Source organism: Limnobacter alexandrii (assembly GCF_005871185.1).
Classification (GTDB): Bacteria; Pseudomonadota; Gammaproteobacteria; order Burkholderiales; family Burkholderiaceae_B; genus Limnobacter; species Limnobacter alexandrii.
This window is the reverse complement of the sequence record NZ_SWKN01000006.1, coordinates 725,015-739,125: the sequence shown is the minus strand read 5'-3', so window position 1 is coordinate 739,125 and position 14,111 is coordinate 725,015. Positions and strand designations below refer to the sequence as shown.

Below are 14,111 nucleotides of genomic sequence, written 5' to 3'. Positions count from 1 at the left end.
TCACCCCCGATGTTGTTGTTCCGCTCCAAACGGGATCAGATGACTGACCTTACGCCCTGGTCGAGCATACCAAATCCAGCTGCACAATTGCGCCACCCACAAAATGGCCAGAGAAAGACGCATGGCATCGGTGTTGTTGAGCCCCATGGCAACGAAAACATCAATGCCGATGCCGATGCCCCATTGAATACTGAAAGCGCCAATAAAAATAAGCAAGTTCAGCGCTGTGCTGGAGCGCCCCGTGAGCTTTTTGGGAAAAGGCTTGTTGCAGGTGGCATAGGTCATGATGCCCGAGGAAATCAGGAAAGCGTGAATCAACCACCCCCAGAGGCTGGACTGCGCGCCCTGCACAATTTGAACGGCAAACACCACCAGGGAAAGGCCCATGCCAATCAACATGATTTGGTCTTCATCACCACCAGCCTTGGACACCCTGCGCGTTAAAAAACCAAGCGCCAAATACCCCAGCATGAGCACGGCAGAAATCCAGAACATGTTTTGCGCAGCCTGCGCGTTGCTCAAGCCGATTGCATTGGTAAACCACGGGCCCACCCACAAACCATGAAACGCCATGAAACCACCCTGCGTAATCATGGCCAAAGGCGCGACACGCCAAAAGTGAGGGTGTGCGTAAATGGCCTTGTAACCCTGGGCCATGTCGGCAACCGATTGGGTTTTTTGGGGCTTGAACAAGGCTGGCAATGCAAACCACAACGCCAACCCAGCCAACACGCACAACACTGCGGCCACACCGAACACACCGCGCCAACCCAAAGCGGGCAAAGCGGCCTCTACAGGCGTGGTGACCGTGAGTGCGCCCAGCGACCCGGCCACCAGCATCCATGACGACAAGCTGGCCTGCATGTGTGGCCTGAAATACAGGGAGTAGGCTTTGACGGCTGCCATCAAGCAGGCCGATACACCGACACCAATCAAGGCACGACCCAGCCACAACACCAGGTAGGAGTCAGCTACTGCAAACAGCAGCGCACCCAAGGCGGCAAAACCAATCAACACGGCTTCAACGCGGCGCGGGCCATAGCGATCCAGCATCACGCCGACCGGCAACTGCATGATGGCAAACGAGAGGAAATAGGCTGAAGCCAGAAACCCCAACTGCCCTGCGCTCAAACCCAACTCTTGCACCAGTGGCTGAGCGATCACCGCATTGATGGCCCGAAACGCATAGGACATCACATACGCAGCTGCAAAAATGATGAACATGCGCATGGCCAGGCTGCCGCTGACATACATGTGCTCAACGCCATCGGGCCCAATTTCACGCGATACATTGTCGGGGTTGTACTGCATTACTGCCCCAAGAGGGAAAAGCCACCAAACCAGGAGGTGGAAAAATCAGGGTTGGCGGCTTCACCCGGCCCCATCATCATGACCTCGTACAAAGTTCCCTGATGCTCAAAAAAACGGGCTTGTGCAAAAGCGGCTTCGCCTGTTGGCAACTTCCCTGTCATCGACATTTCATGAACGGTTTTACCCAGCCATTGAATGGGTTTTACTTCTGCTTTGCCCGCTGCAATGTTGTTGGCCACTGCCTGGGCCAAAGCATCGCGCAAGGCTGTACCTTGCCCGGCCAATTCGCCCTGCAAAGGCACGGTGCCCACCGCAAAATACAGGCCTTCAATTTGTGCCGCATGCAAGGTCAAAGGCACCTGCAAACCAATCAAGTCCATGGTCCGGGTGGCCTGCGCGGGTTTGTCGGGGAAAGTGGCCATGTAGCCGATGTCGGTATTGGGCACCACGCGCCAGTTGAACTGGGGAGAACAGGCCACCAGGGCGCATAATGCAAGCAGGGAGACAAAAAGTGCACGGCTTTGAGCAAAGGCTGTTTTCATGAGGCGCTTTGAGGCGAAAATTAGGCAGGTGCTCCATTGTAGGGGTACTTGATGCAGATCAATAGCAGTGATAACCAGAGTGTGAACAGAATGGGTATTGTGAAATTCAAATCAAAAGCAGCCGGCGACATTGTGATGTTCAAGTCCAATGCCGATCAACTGTTTCGAATCATGGGCATTGAACCCAGCGAGCGGGGCGTGATTGAGCCGCGCGACCTGGCCCATGCGCATGCGCAATTGGTTGCCGCCGTGAATGCCGAACGCATGGCCCGTGCAGAGAACCCGATTGACGAAGATGAACTAAGCGCTGAGGAAAAAATTGCCCTGAAAAACCATGTGGGCCTTGAACAAAGGGCTTACCCTTTGCTGAAAATGCTGGAAGAAGCAGCAAAAAAAGAAGTGGATGTGCATTGGGGGTTCTGATGAACCCCCTCAAAGTGTTTTAAGCGCTCGCTGCTTCGCGGCGGCGCACAGGCCCTGCAATGGCTTCAACCTGCGCTTGGGTTTTCTTGCCCAAACCGACCAAAAACCCCAGTTCGGCCACCACAAACAATGGGCCAATGGCCAGGCCGATCACGTCATCGACAAAAGCGGGTTTGCGGCCCTCGTAGTAATGGCCGACGAACTGGATAATCCAGCCCACCACAAAAATTCCCACGCCCGCGCCCAACCAAGCCATGGTACTCAGCGTTGCAAAGTGCCCCGCAATCAACAACAAAGCCCCATGAATGACAAACATGGCCAAACCGTAGGTGAGGCTGAGCTTGAGATAAAACAGGCTTGACAGCAGAAAAACCACCAAGGCTGGCGTTACCGCTATACCGGCCACATCGACTGATACGCGCGACAGCAAAATAAGCACCGACAGCACAATAATGGGCACGCCGACAAAGTGCGTGGCAATGTTGCGTGGGTCACGGTGGTATGTGGCATAGGTTGCCAATTGGTCGACCAACGTTCTCATGGCGTACTCTCCTTGAAGCGGCAATTGTTCTAAATATTTGATTTTGAGCGCTTATGGTTACAAATCAAGCCTGAAAGGTCTGTCAATTGCCTGACATTTGATGCTAATTTAGTAACAAAGGTGGAGACATGACAAAACAACAATGCAAACACACAACATTCAACAAATATTGAACCGCGGAAAGTGGTTTGCCAGTTTGCCCGGCAATCTTCAACAGGCTTTGCTAAAACACGGGGCACTTCGCCAATTCCAGAACGGCCAACGCCTGTTCTCGAGGGGCGATTGTGCTGATGGTTTGTATGCCGTGCTCAGCGGGTCGGTTCAAATTGTGGGCGCGAGTAAACATGGTGCGGAAGACAAGCACGTGATCCTGACACTGATTGACCCGCCCGACTGGTTTGGCGAAATTTGCCTGTTTGACCGTCAACCCAGAACCCACGATGCCCTGGCCGATGGACCTGCCACCGTATTTCATGTGCGGCAGGCCCTGCTGGACCAACTGATTTCAGAGAACCCCAATTACTGGCGCGAATTTGGCCTGCTCTTGACCCAGAAAGTACGCCTTATTTTTGGGGCCATTGAAGACGCGGCACTGCTGCCCACTCCGATGCGCCTGGCGCGCCGTTTGCTGCAAATGGCAGAAGGCTATGGCATACGATCGGACAGCAGCACGGTGAGTGCGAGAACCCTTCACGTGTCGCAAGAAAAACTCTCGGCCATGCTGTCCATTTCACGACAAACAGTGAACCAAATGCTGAAAGAACTTGAGCATGAAGGTTTGCTGCAATTGGGACGGGGAAATATTGAAATTCTGAATCTTGAGGGTTTGAAACAAAAGGGCCAGATCAACTAGCTGCATCCAAAACCCTCCACCCGGTGTTCCCTCTGTGTCGACTTGTAGTTTGACACCTGTTTCAGGCATTAACGACAGAGGGATTCAAATGAAATTCAAGAAAAAATTTGTGGCGCTGGCTTTGTCCAGTTTGGTGTTAGGTGGTTGTTTTTCGGATGATGACAACCTTTCCTTGAGTGCCGGGGATGTGTTCTTGCTGACAGACGCAAACCAGTTGGCATCATTAAACAGGGACAACCCGACGCAACTTAGAACCAGCACCCAGCTTAGTGGTTTCATGACCAGCGGCGAAGTAGCCATTGGCATGGACTTCCGCCCTTTCAACGGCAACCTGTATGTCGTGACCAAAGATGCGAGCGATGTAGGGCGTGTTTACACCGCCAACACAACAAGCGGCGCATTGACTTTCATTGCCACCTTGGTAGCTGACCCTGCTGATGACTCCCCTGGAAATGCCGCGTACACCACTTTGTTGGGCGACAATTTTGGTGTGGACTTCAACCCAGCCGCTGATGCATTGCGCGTCGTGAGTGACGCTGGACAGAACTTGCGCATTTTCCTGGACGAGGATCGCAGGCCCACAAAAACAGCCGGGCAAACCATCACCGACCTGGAAATTAACGGTGGCCCAGCCAATGCCGAAACCACAGGTGCGGCGTACACCAACTCATTCGACGGCACCAGCAGCACTCGCCTGTTTGACATCGACACAGTCAATGGCCGACTGGTTCAACAAAATGCCAACCCCGGAACATTGACCGACATTGCACCGCTGGGTGTGACTGCAACTGCTGTCAATGGATTCGATATTGATCCGGAAACGAATGTGGGCTACGCACTGCTGACCGTGGGCGGCAGCAAGGGTTTGTACACCGTGCGTATTCCTGACCCCGCAGAGACATTGCCCATCGCGACCAACGCGGCCGCGCTTGTTGGCAATGTGAACATTACTGGCAATGTGATCGGGCTGGCTGTTGAACTGAACGAAAACCCGACTGTGGTTGGATTGAACGGAACTTTGACTGCACCAACCCTGTTCAGCTTCACCTTGCGCACACCAAACACAATTACCACTCCGGTTGCGGTGACTGGTTTGGCCACCGGCGACCAGTTGCTGGGCATCGATGTACGCCCAGCCACTGGCGAGCTGTATGGTTTTGTGCGCAACGGCACGGATGGCAAGTTGTACACCATCGATCCCGAATCGGGCGAGGCCACACTGGCATCCGAATTGACCAATGCAATCGCAATGGGCCCCGCACTGGTATTTGATGCCAGTAAAAATTACAGCATCGATTTCAATCCTGCAGCGGATCGCTTGCGTCTGGTCAGCTCTGGTATTGGTGATGGTGAAAACTATCGTATCAATGTAGACACGGGTGCAACCATCATAGAACGAGACCAGACGGCTGCACCGGGTGGAGACCCCGCTGGCGGAGACCTTCGACCAGACGCTGGTGCGCCAACACCAGCAGCAGCGGATTTCAGCGTGACGCAAATTGCGTACACCCGAAACTTCTCCTCGACCATCCGCCCGACCCCACCTACAAAAATGTTTGACATTGATGCGACCAATTCAACATTGCTGCAACAGCTACCGCCAAACACCGGTTTGCTCAGGCAAATTGGTGCGATCGGTAGCACCTTGGACAACTTTGCCGGCTTTGATGTGGTGGGTGGTGACGATGGTGCCCGTGTGATTGCAGGACGTGTCGGTACAACCGGACCATACAGCCTGTTTGACATCAACTTGAGCAGTGGTGCTGCAAGTGCAGCCAGCGCGCTGATTGGCGCAGGTGCCACGAACCAGATTGGTGGTAGCACTGGACCATCGGACCTTCGTGATCTTGCAATCATTTACAACCAGCAATAATGTGCTTGTTGAGACATAAAAAAACCCCGGTTCAAAAGACCGGGGTTTTTTTATTCACGCTATCGAATTTACTTCAACGCCACCGCTGTCCCGATGAACATGATTTCACCGGATGGGCGATTGCCCAAGGGCGACCCACCTGCCGGTTCCAGCGTCACTTCAAACAACTGTTTTTCGACCAGTTCAGGCAGCTTGTCCGCGCGCACCACCATGGGTTTGCCCCATTCCATCAGCCCCAATGAGGTAGGCCCGGGATCCGAGGGTGCTTTGGTCCACAATTGCAGGGTTTTGCCCATGTTCGCGGGGTTGCCTTCAATTGGAAGATTACCGATTTGATACACGCGAATGGTGTCATCCGGCATGGCTTCAACCAACCATTCAGTGGTTTTGTCAGGGCTTTTCATCACTGCAACATAACGTGGGCCATCATTGGGCGCTTGGCCTGCTCCCAGCAACTGCACACCCAACACCACCGCAGCAGTGCTTGCTGCAACAGCCCAACCTTTCCACAACCAGGAGAAAGGCGAAGAGCCCGCTACGGCAGTTTTTTCACCGTTCAAAGCAATTGAACGGTCTACTTTTGCCCACACTTTCGCGCTGACGGGCTCTTGCTCAAACTTTCTGGACATGGCGGCGAAATGTTCAGTCCAGCTGCTCACTTCTTTGGCCAGCTCGGGGTCCTGGTTCAAGCGCCGCTCGAAATCCTGTCGCTCAGCGTCTGTCATTACGCCGAGCACGTACTCGCCAGCCTCTACAATCTTGGCTTCTGTCTGCGTCGTCTCTGTCATGACAAACACTCCTTCAGTTTCAACAATCCCCGGCGTATCCAGCTTTTCACGCTGCCGAGGGGCGAATTCAATCGTTCTGCAATTTGCTCATGGGTATAACCATCCACAAAGGCCAGCACGATGGCGTTGCGCTTGGTTTCATCCAGCTTCCCCAAACACACACTGAGCTTTTCTGCTTCCTGGGCCAATTCCTGATTGTCATTGGTCGACAATTCCGGCACGTCATGCTCTTCAGTAGACACTTCCATCAGCCGCTTGCGTACAGCATTCAACGCTTGGTTACGCACCACCGTGTACACCCAACCGCGAGCCGATCCCAGGGCGGGTGAGTATAACCGAGAACGGTTCCAAACCTTGACCATGGCGTCATGTAAAACTTCTTCAGCCAATTCACGCCGCTTCACAATTCGATAGGCCACTGCAAACAGCCAACGGCTGTCACGTGCGTAAATGGCCTGCAATGCAAACTTCTCACCGCGCGCGCAGGCCAGAAGCGCCGCCTCGTAGTCAAAGTCGCTGGGGTCAGGAGAATATTTTTCGGTCACGTTAACACTACTCGCTGCAAGGTCAAACAGATGCAAAGAAAAGGGCAAAACAGGTTTGCCCACCCGCTTGGGTTATCAGTAAAAACTGAATCAGTCCTCAAGCATGGCACGCAGCATCCAGGCGGTTTTCTCGTGAATATCCATGCGCTGCGTCAGAATGTCCGCAGAGGGTTGATCATCGCCGTCTTCGATGATCGGGAAAATTTCACGGGCAGTGCGTGCAATCGCCTCGTGGCCCTTGGCAAGAATTTCCACCATTTCCATGGCCTTGGGCGGCTTGGCAGGGGCGTCTTTCAAAGTACTCAGCTTCGCAAATTCGGCATAAGAACCCGGCGCGTGAAAACCCAATGCACGAATACGCTCGGCAATGGGGTCCACCGCATTCCACATCTCGGTGTACTGCCCCATAAACATGGTGTGCAAGGTGTTGAACATTTTGCCAGTCACATTCCAGTGAAAGTTGTGCGTGGTCAGGTACAGGGTGTACGTTTCGGCCAACAAGCGGCTAAGGACCTGAGCAATCGCGGCACGCTTGGCATCGGGAATACCGATGTTGATCGAAGGCATGTCAGGTTTTTTTGCGGCTGCTTTTGCCATCAGGAAGCTCCTTTGCTTAACAATGAATATTTCATAGACCCAAGGGATTGGAAATAGTTGCCACCCCGTTGATGTGCACCGACCCGAAGTACAGTTTGCCATCAAAGGGGGTGACCTGCGTGATGTAGTAGTAATAATCACTGGCCTTCACGGCTTGAAGGTTGGCGATCACGGTACCCTCGGGATTGATGGCCAACGCCATGGCCTTGGGCTTGATCGGAAACTCCACATAGTTGAGCAATTTTGCCATTGCTTTTCGTACAGCGGGTTTGTCGGCCAGTGAATCCAGCAAGGGGTCACGTAAACTGGGTATGGCCACCCAGTAATTGCCGTCTGTGTCGGTGCGAATGTTGTCGGGAAATCCAGGCAACCCTTCGACGAATATATCGCTGGTTCCTGCCTTCTCACCTTGTAACCAATACCGCACAATCCGGTATTCTCCGGTCTCATTCACCAACACATAATCGCCATTTTTCGACGTTGTGACACCGTTGGCAAATTGCAAGTCGCTGAGTAATGTTTTCGTTTCACCGGTTTGAAAATCGTATTGAAGCAAACGTCCGTTCAATCCGTGTTCAAGCACATCGAGTACATAATTGTTCAAGTCAAACTTGCTCGATGCATCTGAAAAATAGGCGTATCGCCCATCGGCACTCACTGCCACATCATCCACAAACTTGAAGGGCAAGCCCTGCGATTCAGTGGACAACACAGTGATTTCTCCCTGCAGTGTCACTTTCAACAAACCCTTGATTGCATCGGCCACCACCAAAAATCCATCCGGGTGAAACACCAAGCCCAAAGGGCGGCCCTTCGTGTTGGCAATCAAATCGAAGGGTGTTGTTTGGGGGCTTTGCTCAACCTGTAATTTTGCGGGATCAAAGCGAACAATCTCGCCGGTGTTCATGCCGGTGTACAGCAAACCATCGGGCCCCGGGGCGATCGACTCGGGCTGTAACAAATTGTAAGTACCAAATACTTCAGCTTTCTCAAGCAGACTGTTGCTTGCGTAGGGTCCGGAAGTAAGGCTGGGCATGGGTGCTGGCTTCCAGGCCACGGGTTCCACAGGCGTAGAACCAAACACCACCACTCCACCAATTACAGCCACTGGCAGCAAAACCACTGCAATCAAAACTTTGCCCAAAGCACGCATATTGTTGACACCTTGTAATTTCCGTTAGCATGGATGATATCGGAGGAAACAAGCCGAACCGCCAAAATAATCAGGAGACACGTTGTGAATTTCGAACCCAGCGCCAAGGCGCAAGACTTTGTACAGCGCGTACGCGCCTTCATGCAAACCGAAATTGCCCCGCTAGAGGCGGCTTACTGGGACAAAATTGAGGCCCAGTGCAATGGGCGAGAATGGGTCAACTGGCGCATTCCGCCTGAAATGGAAGCCCTGAAAAGCAAGGCACGCGAAGCAGGCTTGTGGAATATGTTTTTGCCCGACGACAAACTGGGTGCGGGCCTGAGCACCATGGAATACGCACTGATTGCCGAGGAAACCGGCCGCAGCCTGATGGCGCCCGAAGTGTTCAACTGCAATGCGCCCGACACCGGCAATATGGAAGTGCTGTGGAAATATGGCAATGCCGAGCAGAAAAAAGAATGGCTAGAGCCTCTTCTTGCAGGTGAAATTCGGTCTGTATTTTGCATGACCGAGCCCGACGTGGCCAGCAGCGACGCCACCAATATGCAAGCCACCGCCACGCTGGAGGGCGATGAAGTGGTGATCAACGGCACCAAGTGGTGGAGCAGTGGTATTGGCGACCCGCGTGCAAAAATTGCCATTGTCATGGCGCGCACCGAAAACCCCGATTTAGACCGACACCACCAGCACACCATGGTGCTGGTGCCTTTGAATACCCCGGGCGTAACCATCAAGCGCATGCTGCCCGTGTTCGGCACTTACGACGAACCACATGGCCATGGTGAGGTGGAGTTCAACAATGTGAGCGTGCCCCTGGGCAATGTGATTGCGGGCTTGGGCAAAGGCTTCGAGATTGCGCAGGGTCGCTTGGGCCCAGGGCGCATTCACCACTGCATGCGCTGCATTGGTGCAGCTGAAGAGTCGCTGGACCTGATGATCAAACGCGGTATTTCACGCGTGGCATTTGGTAAGCCTCTAATCAACCTGGGAGGCAACCGTGAACGCGTGGCTGAAGCACGCCTGGCAATTGATCAGGCACGCCTGCTGACCTTGTATGCAGCCTGGAAACTCGACCAGCTTGGTGCACTGGGCGCCATGACCGAGATCGCTGCAATCAAAGTGGTAGCGCCCAACGTGCTGGAGCAAGTGGTGGACATGGCCATTCAAATGCATGGTGGGGCAGGCGTAAGCCGGGACACTCCGCTTTCCGGTTTCTACATTCAAGCGCGTAGCCTGCGTTTGGCCGATGGTCCGGACGAAGTGCACAAGGGTGTGATTGCCCGCATCGAGTTGATGAAGCGGGGTTTCAAATAATGACTGATTCAGCAAAATCGGTTTTGGACGTAGGCACTGCAGTTCGACAAGGCGAAGAATTAAATACCGATGTGGTCACTGGCTGGCTTCGCACACAAGGCCTTGCCCTGAGTGACAAACCGGAGTTGACACAATACTCCGGTGGCGCTTCCAACTGGACCTACCGGCTGAAGTATCCGGAAGCCGACTTGATACTGCGTCGCCCCCCGAAAGGCACCAAAGCCAAAGGTGCGCACGACATGGGGCGCGAGTTTCGCATTCAAAGCCTGTTAAAACCGGTGTACCCCTATGTGCCGAATATGGTGGGGCACTGTGCGGATGAATCGCTGATTGGCAGTGAGTTTTACGTGATGCATCGCATTGAGGGCATTATTCCGCGCAAGCACATGCCGCGCGGTGTGCAGCTGGATCGCGAGCAGGCCCGGCAACTCAGCATCAACTTTCTTGATCGGCTAATCGAGCTACACCAAATCGACATTCACACCAACGGACTGAATACCCTCAGCAAAGGTGCAGGTTACACGCGGCGCCAGCTGGACGGCTGGAACCAACGCTACGACAAGGCACGCACCTGGAATGTGAGCTCATTCAACAAGGTGCGGCGCTGGCTTGATTTGAATTGCCCGGAGGATGTGAAGCTGTGCATGATTCACAATGACTGGCGTCTGGACAATGTGGTGCTGAACCCTGCCAACCCCACCGAAATTATTGGCGCCCTGGATTGGGAACTGGCCACGGTGGGAGACCCGCTGATGGACCTGGGCAGTGTGATCACATACTGGGTGCAGGGCGATGACAACTTCTTGATGAAGATGCTTCAACGCCAGCCATCGAACCTGCCTGGCATGATGACCCGCCAGGAAATGGTGGATTACTACATGCAAAAAACCGGGATACACACCAACAACTGGACTTTCTACGAAGTGTTTGGCTTGTTCAGAATCGCCGTGATTGCACAGCAAATTTATTACCGCTATTACCACAAGCAAACCCGCAACCCGGCATTCAAAAACTTCTGGATTATGGTGAATTATTTTGATTGGCGTTGTAAGTCGCTGATCAAAAAATCAGGTTAAACACGCATGGGAACAATCTATTTGGTTCGTCACGGGCAAGCCAGTTTCGACAGCGCTGATTACGACAATCTGTCGGATCTTGGGCAACTGCAAGCTGCACAGTTGGGCGCCTGGTTCAAGGCCCGAAAAATTCGTCTGCATGGCTTTTTTAGCGGCAGCATGAACCGGCATTTGCAAACAGCGCAGGCTTTTGCAAGTACCTATGGCGTATTTCAAGACCCTGTGCAACATGCCGGTTTGAATGAGTATGACCATGAGGCGATTTTGCAAGCGTTGATTGGACAATACGACGACCCCGATGCATTCGAAAAACAGGTGATGCAAAACGCAGACCCCCGCAAGGCCTTCCAGCAGATTTTCGAGAAAGCGATTGCGCGTTGGGTGAGTGGAGAACACGACTCCGACTACCCCGAAAGTTGGCGCACATTCAAAACCCGTGTCATGACGGGTTTGGGCTCGGTGACCGCGCAAGCCATGCAATTGAAACAGGGCACAGGTTCAGCCAATGTGGTGGTGTTCACTTCCGGCGGGCCAATTACGGCTGTGGCTCAAAACCTGTTGCAATTGCCCGATACAAATGCATTCAACTTGAACTGGATGATCACCAATTGCAGTGTCAGCAAGCTGTTGTTTGGACAACGCGGAATCAGCCTGGCCAGCTTCAACGAGCAAGCCCACTTTGAAGGTGAAATTGCCGGTGTGTTGGCAGACCAGGCCAATGGGCTGGAAGCGTTCGCCACCAAACCCAATGGCTTGATCTCGTATCGCTGATCTTAGTTGGCCTTCTTGATCTCGGTGACTGTGTAGTTCGAGCCTTCCTGCTTCACATTGAACTTCACTTTGTCGCCCTCTTTCAGGCCTTCCAGCATGGCTTTGTCAGAAACACCAAACACCATGGTCATGGGTGGCATTTCAACACTTTTAATTTCACCGTGCTTCACGGTGATCTTGCCGGTGTTCTTGTTGATTTTGCGAATTTCGCCGTCTGCCATTTCAGCCGAAGCTGCACTCGCTTTCGCTTCCTTCGCACCGTGATTGTGCTCGTGCCCGCCAACATGCACCGTGTGGTCGTTGGCATAAGCTGCACTTGTGCCCAACAAAGCCAAAGCGATTGCACTCAGTTTCAAGGTATTTTTCATGGTTTTACTCCTTTAAAAATTAATTGGCAGCCACAGTGATTGTGCCCACCATACCCGCCTGAAAATGGCCTGCAATCAGGCAGGCAAATTCAAACATGCCAGCCCGGTTAAAAGTCCAAACAATCTCCCCGGTTTGTCCAGGGTTCACGTGTGCCATGTAGGGCTCGTCGTGTTCCATACCGGGAAACTTCAACATCAACTCCGCATGCTTTGCGTTTTCAGCGGGGGTTCCGATCACAAACTCATGCAGCAACGCCCCACTGTTGCGCACCACAAAGCGAATGGTTTCACCCTGCTTCACGCTCAATCTGCCCGGGCTGAAACGCATGTCGTCGCCCATGCTGACTTCCACGGTTCTGTTTGCCGATTTCACGTCGCCTGCAATGCCCCAGTCGGTTTGCTCTTTCAGCACCGGCGCAGTGCTGCTTTTTTTCTCGCCATGCGCCAGCGCAACATTACTCACGCCTCCCATTAACGCAACGAAGACCAATAAAACACTTGAGAAGTTCAACATTTACTTTCCTTTACTCAAATGCCAATCAGTGACCTGAATGGCCTGTCGGTTTACGCACCTGTAACTCAATGTGCGGCTGGTTTTTTTGCGCAAGCTTCATGCTGGGCTGCCCGGCGCTGCTACTTCGTTTGGGCTTGGCCAACTCACCTGTGAACTCATACGCCACAGTGCCCTCGGGGTGCTTGTACCAACCGGGGTCGGAATAATCACCAGGCTTTTGATCCTTGCGCACTTTCAGCATGCTGAACATGCCACCCATTTCCACCGATCCAAAAGGCCCTTCGCCCGTCATCATGGGGATGGTGTTGTCTGGCAGGGGCATTTGCATTTCGGCCATGTCGGCCATGCCACGCTCACCCATGACCATGTAGTCCGGAATCAGGTTGGTGATCTTCTTGGTCATGCCCCGGTGGTCTACACCAATCATGGTGGGCACATCGTGGCCCATGGCATTCATGGTGTGGTGGCTTTTGTGGCAGTGAAATGCCCAGTCGCCTTCCTCATTGGCGATGAATTCCATTTGCCGCATTTGCCCTACTGCAATGTCCACGGTCACTTCAGGCCAGCGAGAATTTTTCGGTGTTGGACCGCCATCAGTGCCAGTCACCTCAAACTCATGGCCATGAATGTGAATGGGATGATTAGTCATCGTCAGGTTACCCACGCGAATTCGCACGCGGTCATTCTTGCGCGCCACCAAAGGTGAAATGCCGGGAAACAAACGGCTGTTCCATGTCCACAAATTGAAGTCGAGCATGGTCATGATTTTCGGTGTGTACGCGCCTGGATCAATGTCATAGGCATTGAGCAAGAAGCAGTAATCACGGTCCACATCGCTGATCAGCGGGTTTTTGTTTTTGGGGTGGGTTACCCAAAAGCCCATCATGCCCATGGCCATTTGCACCATTTCATCGGCATGCGGGTGATACATGAAGGTGCCGGGCCTGCGTGCTTCGAATTCATACACAAAGGTTTTGCCTGATGGAATACCTGGCTGATTAAGCCCGGTAACACCGTCCATGCCGTTGGGCAAACGCTGGCCGTGCCAGTGAATGCTGGTGTGCTCGGGCAGCTTGTTGGTCACAAAAATTCGCACCCGGTCACCCTCCACCACCTCAATGGTTGGGCCGGGGCTTTGGCCGTTGTAGCCCCACAAGTGTGCTGTCATGCCGGGGGCCATTTCACGCAACACGGGCTCGGCCACCAAGTGGAATTCCTTCACACCCTGGTTCATGCGCCAAGGCAAGGTCCACCCGTTTAAGGTGACCACAGGGTTGTAAGGGCGGCCAGTATTGGGCACCAAGGGGGGCATGGTGTCAGGCGATGTTTGTAAAATGGGTTCAGGCAAAGCGCTCATCGCCACTTTGCTGACACTGGCCGCAGCCACTGCGCCGCCGGTGAGTGCAGCGGCCTTGAAAAATTCTCGTCTCGAAGTCATTTTG

Annotated in this window: 16 protein-coding genes; 6 read left to right on the top strand and 10 right to left on the bottom strand. The window is 53.4% G+C overall.

Annotated elements, in window-relative coordinates:
- Both FCS97_RS03745 and FCS97_RS03740 read right to left on the bottom strand, forming a co-directional pair.
- A complete protein-coding gene (locus tag FCS97_RS03745; protein WP_138516721.1) occupies window positions 1-1,311 on the bottom strand; it encodes an MFS transporter in 1,311 nt (436 codons plus the stop codon).
- The gene (locus FCS97_RS03740) at window positions 1,311-1,853 is read right to left on the bottom strand and encodes a hypothetical protein (protein WP_138516719.1); all 543 of its coding nucleotides are present in this window, start codon (window positions 1,851-1,853) and stop codon (window positions 1,311-1,313) included. The genes FCS97_RS03745 and FCS97_RS03740 overlap by 1 nt, the downstream gene beginning before the upstream one ends.
- Before the next feature lie 51 nt (window positions 1,854-1,904).
- On the opposite strand from FCS97_RS03740, the gene FCS97_RS03735 reads away from it, so the two are divergent.
- Window positions 1,905-2,276: a DUF1840 domain-containing protein gene (locus tag FCS97_RS03735; protein ID WP_138516717.1), complete on the top strand. Its 372-nt coding sequence runs from the start codon at window positions 1,905-1,907 to the stop codon at window positions 2,274-2,276.
- 19 nt (window positions 2,277-2,295) lie between these two features.
- On the opposite strand, the gene FCS97_RS03730 is transcribed toward FCS97_RS03735, so the two are convergent.
- Entirely contained in the window at window positions 2,296-2,817 is a 522-nt protein-coding gene (locus FCS97_RS03730) for an Mpo1 family 2-hydroxy fatty acid dioxygenase (protein ID WP_138516715.1), read from the bottom strand.
- A gap of 142 nt (window positions 2,818-2,959) precedes the next feature.
- Between FCS97_RS03730 and FCS97_RS03725 the strand changes: the two genes are divergently transcribed.
- Both FCS97_RS03725 and FCS97_RS03720 read left to right on the top strand, forming a co-directional pair.
- Window positions 2,960-3,670 (top strand): Crp/Fnr family transcriptional regulator, encoded by a 711-nt coding sequence (locus FCS97_RS03725; protein WP_138516713.1) that lies wholly within the window; start codon window positions 2,960-2,962, stop codon window positions 3,668-3,670.
- A gap of 88 nt (window positions 3,671-3,758) precedes the next feature.
- Window positions 3,759-5,543 carry a DUF4394 domain-containing protein gene (locus FCS97_RS03720; protein WP_138516711.1) on the top strand — a complete coding sequence of 595 codons (1,785 nt, stop codon included), beginning with the start codon at window positions 3,759-3,761 and terminating at the stop codon, window positions 5,541-5,543.
- Between the two features lie 68 nt (window positions 5,544-5,611).
- On the opposite strand, the gene FCS97_RS03715 is transcribed toward FCS97_RS03720, so the two are convergent.
- The 4 genes from FCS97_RS03715 to FCS97_RS03700 all read right to left on the bottom strand — a co-directional run bounded on the left by FCS97_RS03715 (window position 5,612) and on the right by FCS97_RS03700 (window position 8,626).
- Entirely contained in the window at window positions 5,612-6,331 is a 720-nt protein-coding gene (locus FCS97_RS03715) for an anti-sigma factor (protein WP_138516709.1), read from the bottom strand.
- Window positions 6,328-6,876, bottom strand: a complete 549-nt coding sequence (locus tag FCS97_RS03710) for a sigma-70 family RNA polymerase sigma factor (protein ID WP_138516707.1) — start codon at window positions 6,874-6,876, stop codon at window positions 6,328-6,330. Before FCS97_RS03710 ends, FCS97_RS03715 begins: the two co-directional genes overlap by 4 nt.
- A gap of 90 nt (window positions 6,877-6,966) precedes the next feature.
- The gene (locus FCS97_RS03705) at window positions 6,967-7,473 is read right to left on the bottom strand and encodes a Dps family protein (RefSeq protein WP_138516705.1); all 507 of its coding nucleotides are present in this window, start codon (window positions 7,471-7,473) and stop codon (window positions 6,967-6,969) included.
- 31 nt (window positions 7,474-7,504) lie between these two features.
- The gene (locus tag FCS97_RS03700; RefSeq protein ID WP_138516703.1) at window positions 7,505-8,626 is read right to left on the bottom strand and encodes an SMP-30/gluconolactonase/LRE family protein; all 1,122 of its coding nucleotides are present in this window, start codon (window positions 8,624-8,626) and stop codon (window positions 7,505-7,507) included.
- An 84-nt stretch (window positions 8,627-8,710) separates the two neighbouring features.
- On the opposite strand from FCS97_RS03700, the gene FCS97_RS03695 reads away from it, so the two are divergent.
- Genes FCS97_RS03695 through FCS97_RS03685 form a run of 3 tightly spaced genes read left to right on the top strand, consistent with a single transcriptional unit; the run spans window position 8,711 to window position 11,787 of the window.
- Window positions 8,711-9,940 carry an acyl-CoA dehydrogenase family protein gene (locus FCS97_RS03695; RefSeq protein WP_138516701.1) on the top strand — a complete coding sequence of 410 codons (1,230 nt, stop codon included), beginning with the start codon at window positions 8,711-8,713 and terminating at the stop codon, window positions 9,938-9,940.
- Complete coding sequence (locus FCS97_RS03690; RefSeq protein ID WP_138516699.1) at window positions 9,940-11,016, top strand: phosphotransferase family protein; 1,077 nt, start codon at window positions 9,940-9,942, stop codon at window positions 11,014-11,016. Before FCS97_RS03695 ends, FCS97_RS03690 begins: the two co-directional genes overlap by 1 nt.
- Before the next feature lie 6 nt (window positions 11,017-11,022).
- Window positions 11,023-11,787 (top strand): histidine phosphatase family protein, encoded by a 765-nt coding sequence (locus FCS97_RS03685; RefSeq protein WP_138516697.1) that lies wholly within the window; start codon window positions 11,023-11,025, stop codon window positions 11,785-11,787.
- A 2-nt stretch (window positions 11,788-11,789) separates the two neighbouring features.
- Here FCS97_RS03685 and FCS97_RS03680 read toward each other — a convergent pair whose 3' ends face one another.
- The 3 genes from FCS97_RS03680 to FCS97_RS03670 are packed head-to-tail and all read right to left on the bottom strand — an operon-like array spanning window position 11,790 to window position 14,107.
- Window positions 11,790-12,155 carry a copper-binding protein gene (locus FCS97_RS03680; RefSeq protein WP_138516695.1) on the bottom strand — a complete coding sequence of 122 codons (366 nt, stop codon included), beginning with the start codon at window positions 12,153-12,155 and terminating at the stop codon, window positions 11,790-11,792.
- Between the two features lie 19 nt (window positions 12,156-12,174).
- On the bottom strand, window positions 12,175-12,669 hold the full coding sequence (locus FCS97_RS03675; RefSeq protein WP_138516693.1) for a cupredoxin domain-containing protein: 495 nt from the start codon (window positions 12,667-12,669) through the stop codon (window positions 12,175-12,177).
- A gap of 25 nt (window positions 12,670-12,694) precedes the next feature.
- Complete coding sequence (locus FCS97_RS03670; RefSeq protein ID WP_138516691.1) at window positions 12,695-14,107, bottom strand: multicopper oxidase family protein; 1,413 nt, start codon at window positions 14,105-14,107, stop codon at window positions 12,695-12,697.
- Window positions 14,108-14,111: the final 4 nt, after the last annotated feature.

What these genes read in the sequence shown, in the direction of transcription:
- FCS97_RS03745 (WP_138516721.1), bottom strand. Translation starts at nt 1,311, where the DNA reads ATGCAGTACAACCCCGACAATGTATCGCGTGAAATTGGGCCCGATGGC.
- FCS97_RS03740 (WP_138516719.1), bottom strand. Translation starts at nt 1,853, where the DNA reads ATGAAAACAGCCTTTGCTCAAAGCCGTGCACTTTTTGTCTCCCTGCTT.
- FCS97_RS03735 (WP_138516717.1), top strand. Translation starts at nt 1,905, where the DNA reads ATGCAGATCAATAGCAGTGATAACCAGAGTGTGAACAGAATGGGTATT.
- FCS97_RS03730 (WP_138516715.1), bottom strand. Translation starts at nt 2,817, where the DNA reads ATGAGAACGTTGGTCGACCAATTGGCAACCTATGCCACATACCACCGT.
- FCS97_RS03725 (WP_138516713.1), top strand. Translation starts at nt 2,960, where the DNA reads ATGCAAACACACAACATTCAACAAATATTGAACCGCGGAAAGTGGTTT.
- FCS97_RS03720 (WP_138516711.1), top strand. Translation starts at nt 3,759, where the DNA reads ATGAAATTCAAGAAAAAATTTGTGGCGCTGGCTTTGTCCAGTTTGGTG.
- FCS97_RS03715 (WP_138516709.1), bottom strand. Translation starts at nt 6,331, where the DNA reads ATGACAGAGACGACGCAGACAGAAGCCAAGATTGTAGAGGCTGGCGAG.
- FCS97_RS03705 (WP_138516705.1), bottom strand. Translation starts at nt 7,473, where the DNA reads ATGGCAAAAGCAGCCGCAAAAAAACCTGACATGCCTTCGATCAACATC.
- FCS97_RS03700 (WP_138516703.1), bottom strand. Translation starts at nt 8,626, where the DNA reads ATGCGTGCTTTGGGCAAAGTTTTGATTGCAGTGGTTTTGCTGCCAGTG.
- FCS97_RS03690 (WP_138516699.1), top strand. Translation starts at nt 9,940, where the DNA reads ATGACTGATTCAGCAAAATCGGTTTTGGACGTAGGCACTGCAGTTCGA.
- FCS97_RS03685 (WP_138516697.1), top strand. Translation starts at nt 11,023, where the DNA reads ATGGGAACAATCTATTTGGTTCGTCACGGGCAAGCCAGTTTCGACAGC.
- FCS97_RS03680 (WP_138516695.1), bottom strand. Translation starts at nt 12,155, where the DNA reads ATGAAAAATACCTTGAAACTGAGTGCAATCGCTTTGGCTTTGTTGGGC.
- FCS97_RS03675 (WP_138516693.1), bottom strand. Translation starts at nt 12,669, where the DNA reads ATGTTGAACTTCTCAAGTGTTTTATTGGTCTTCGTTGCGTTAATGGGA.
- FCS97_RS03670 (WP_138516691.1), bottom strand. Translation starts at nt 14,107, where the DNA reads ATGACTTCGAGACGAGAATTTTTCAAGGCCGCTGCACTCACCGGCGGC.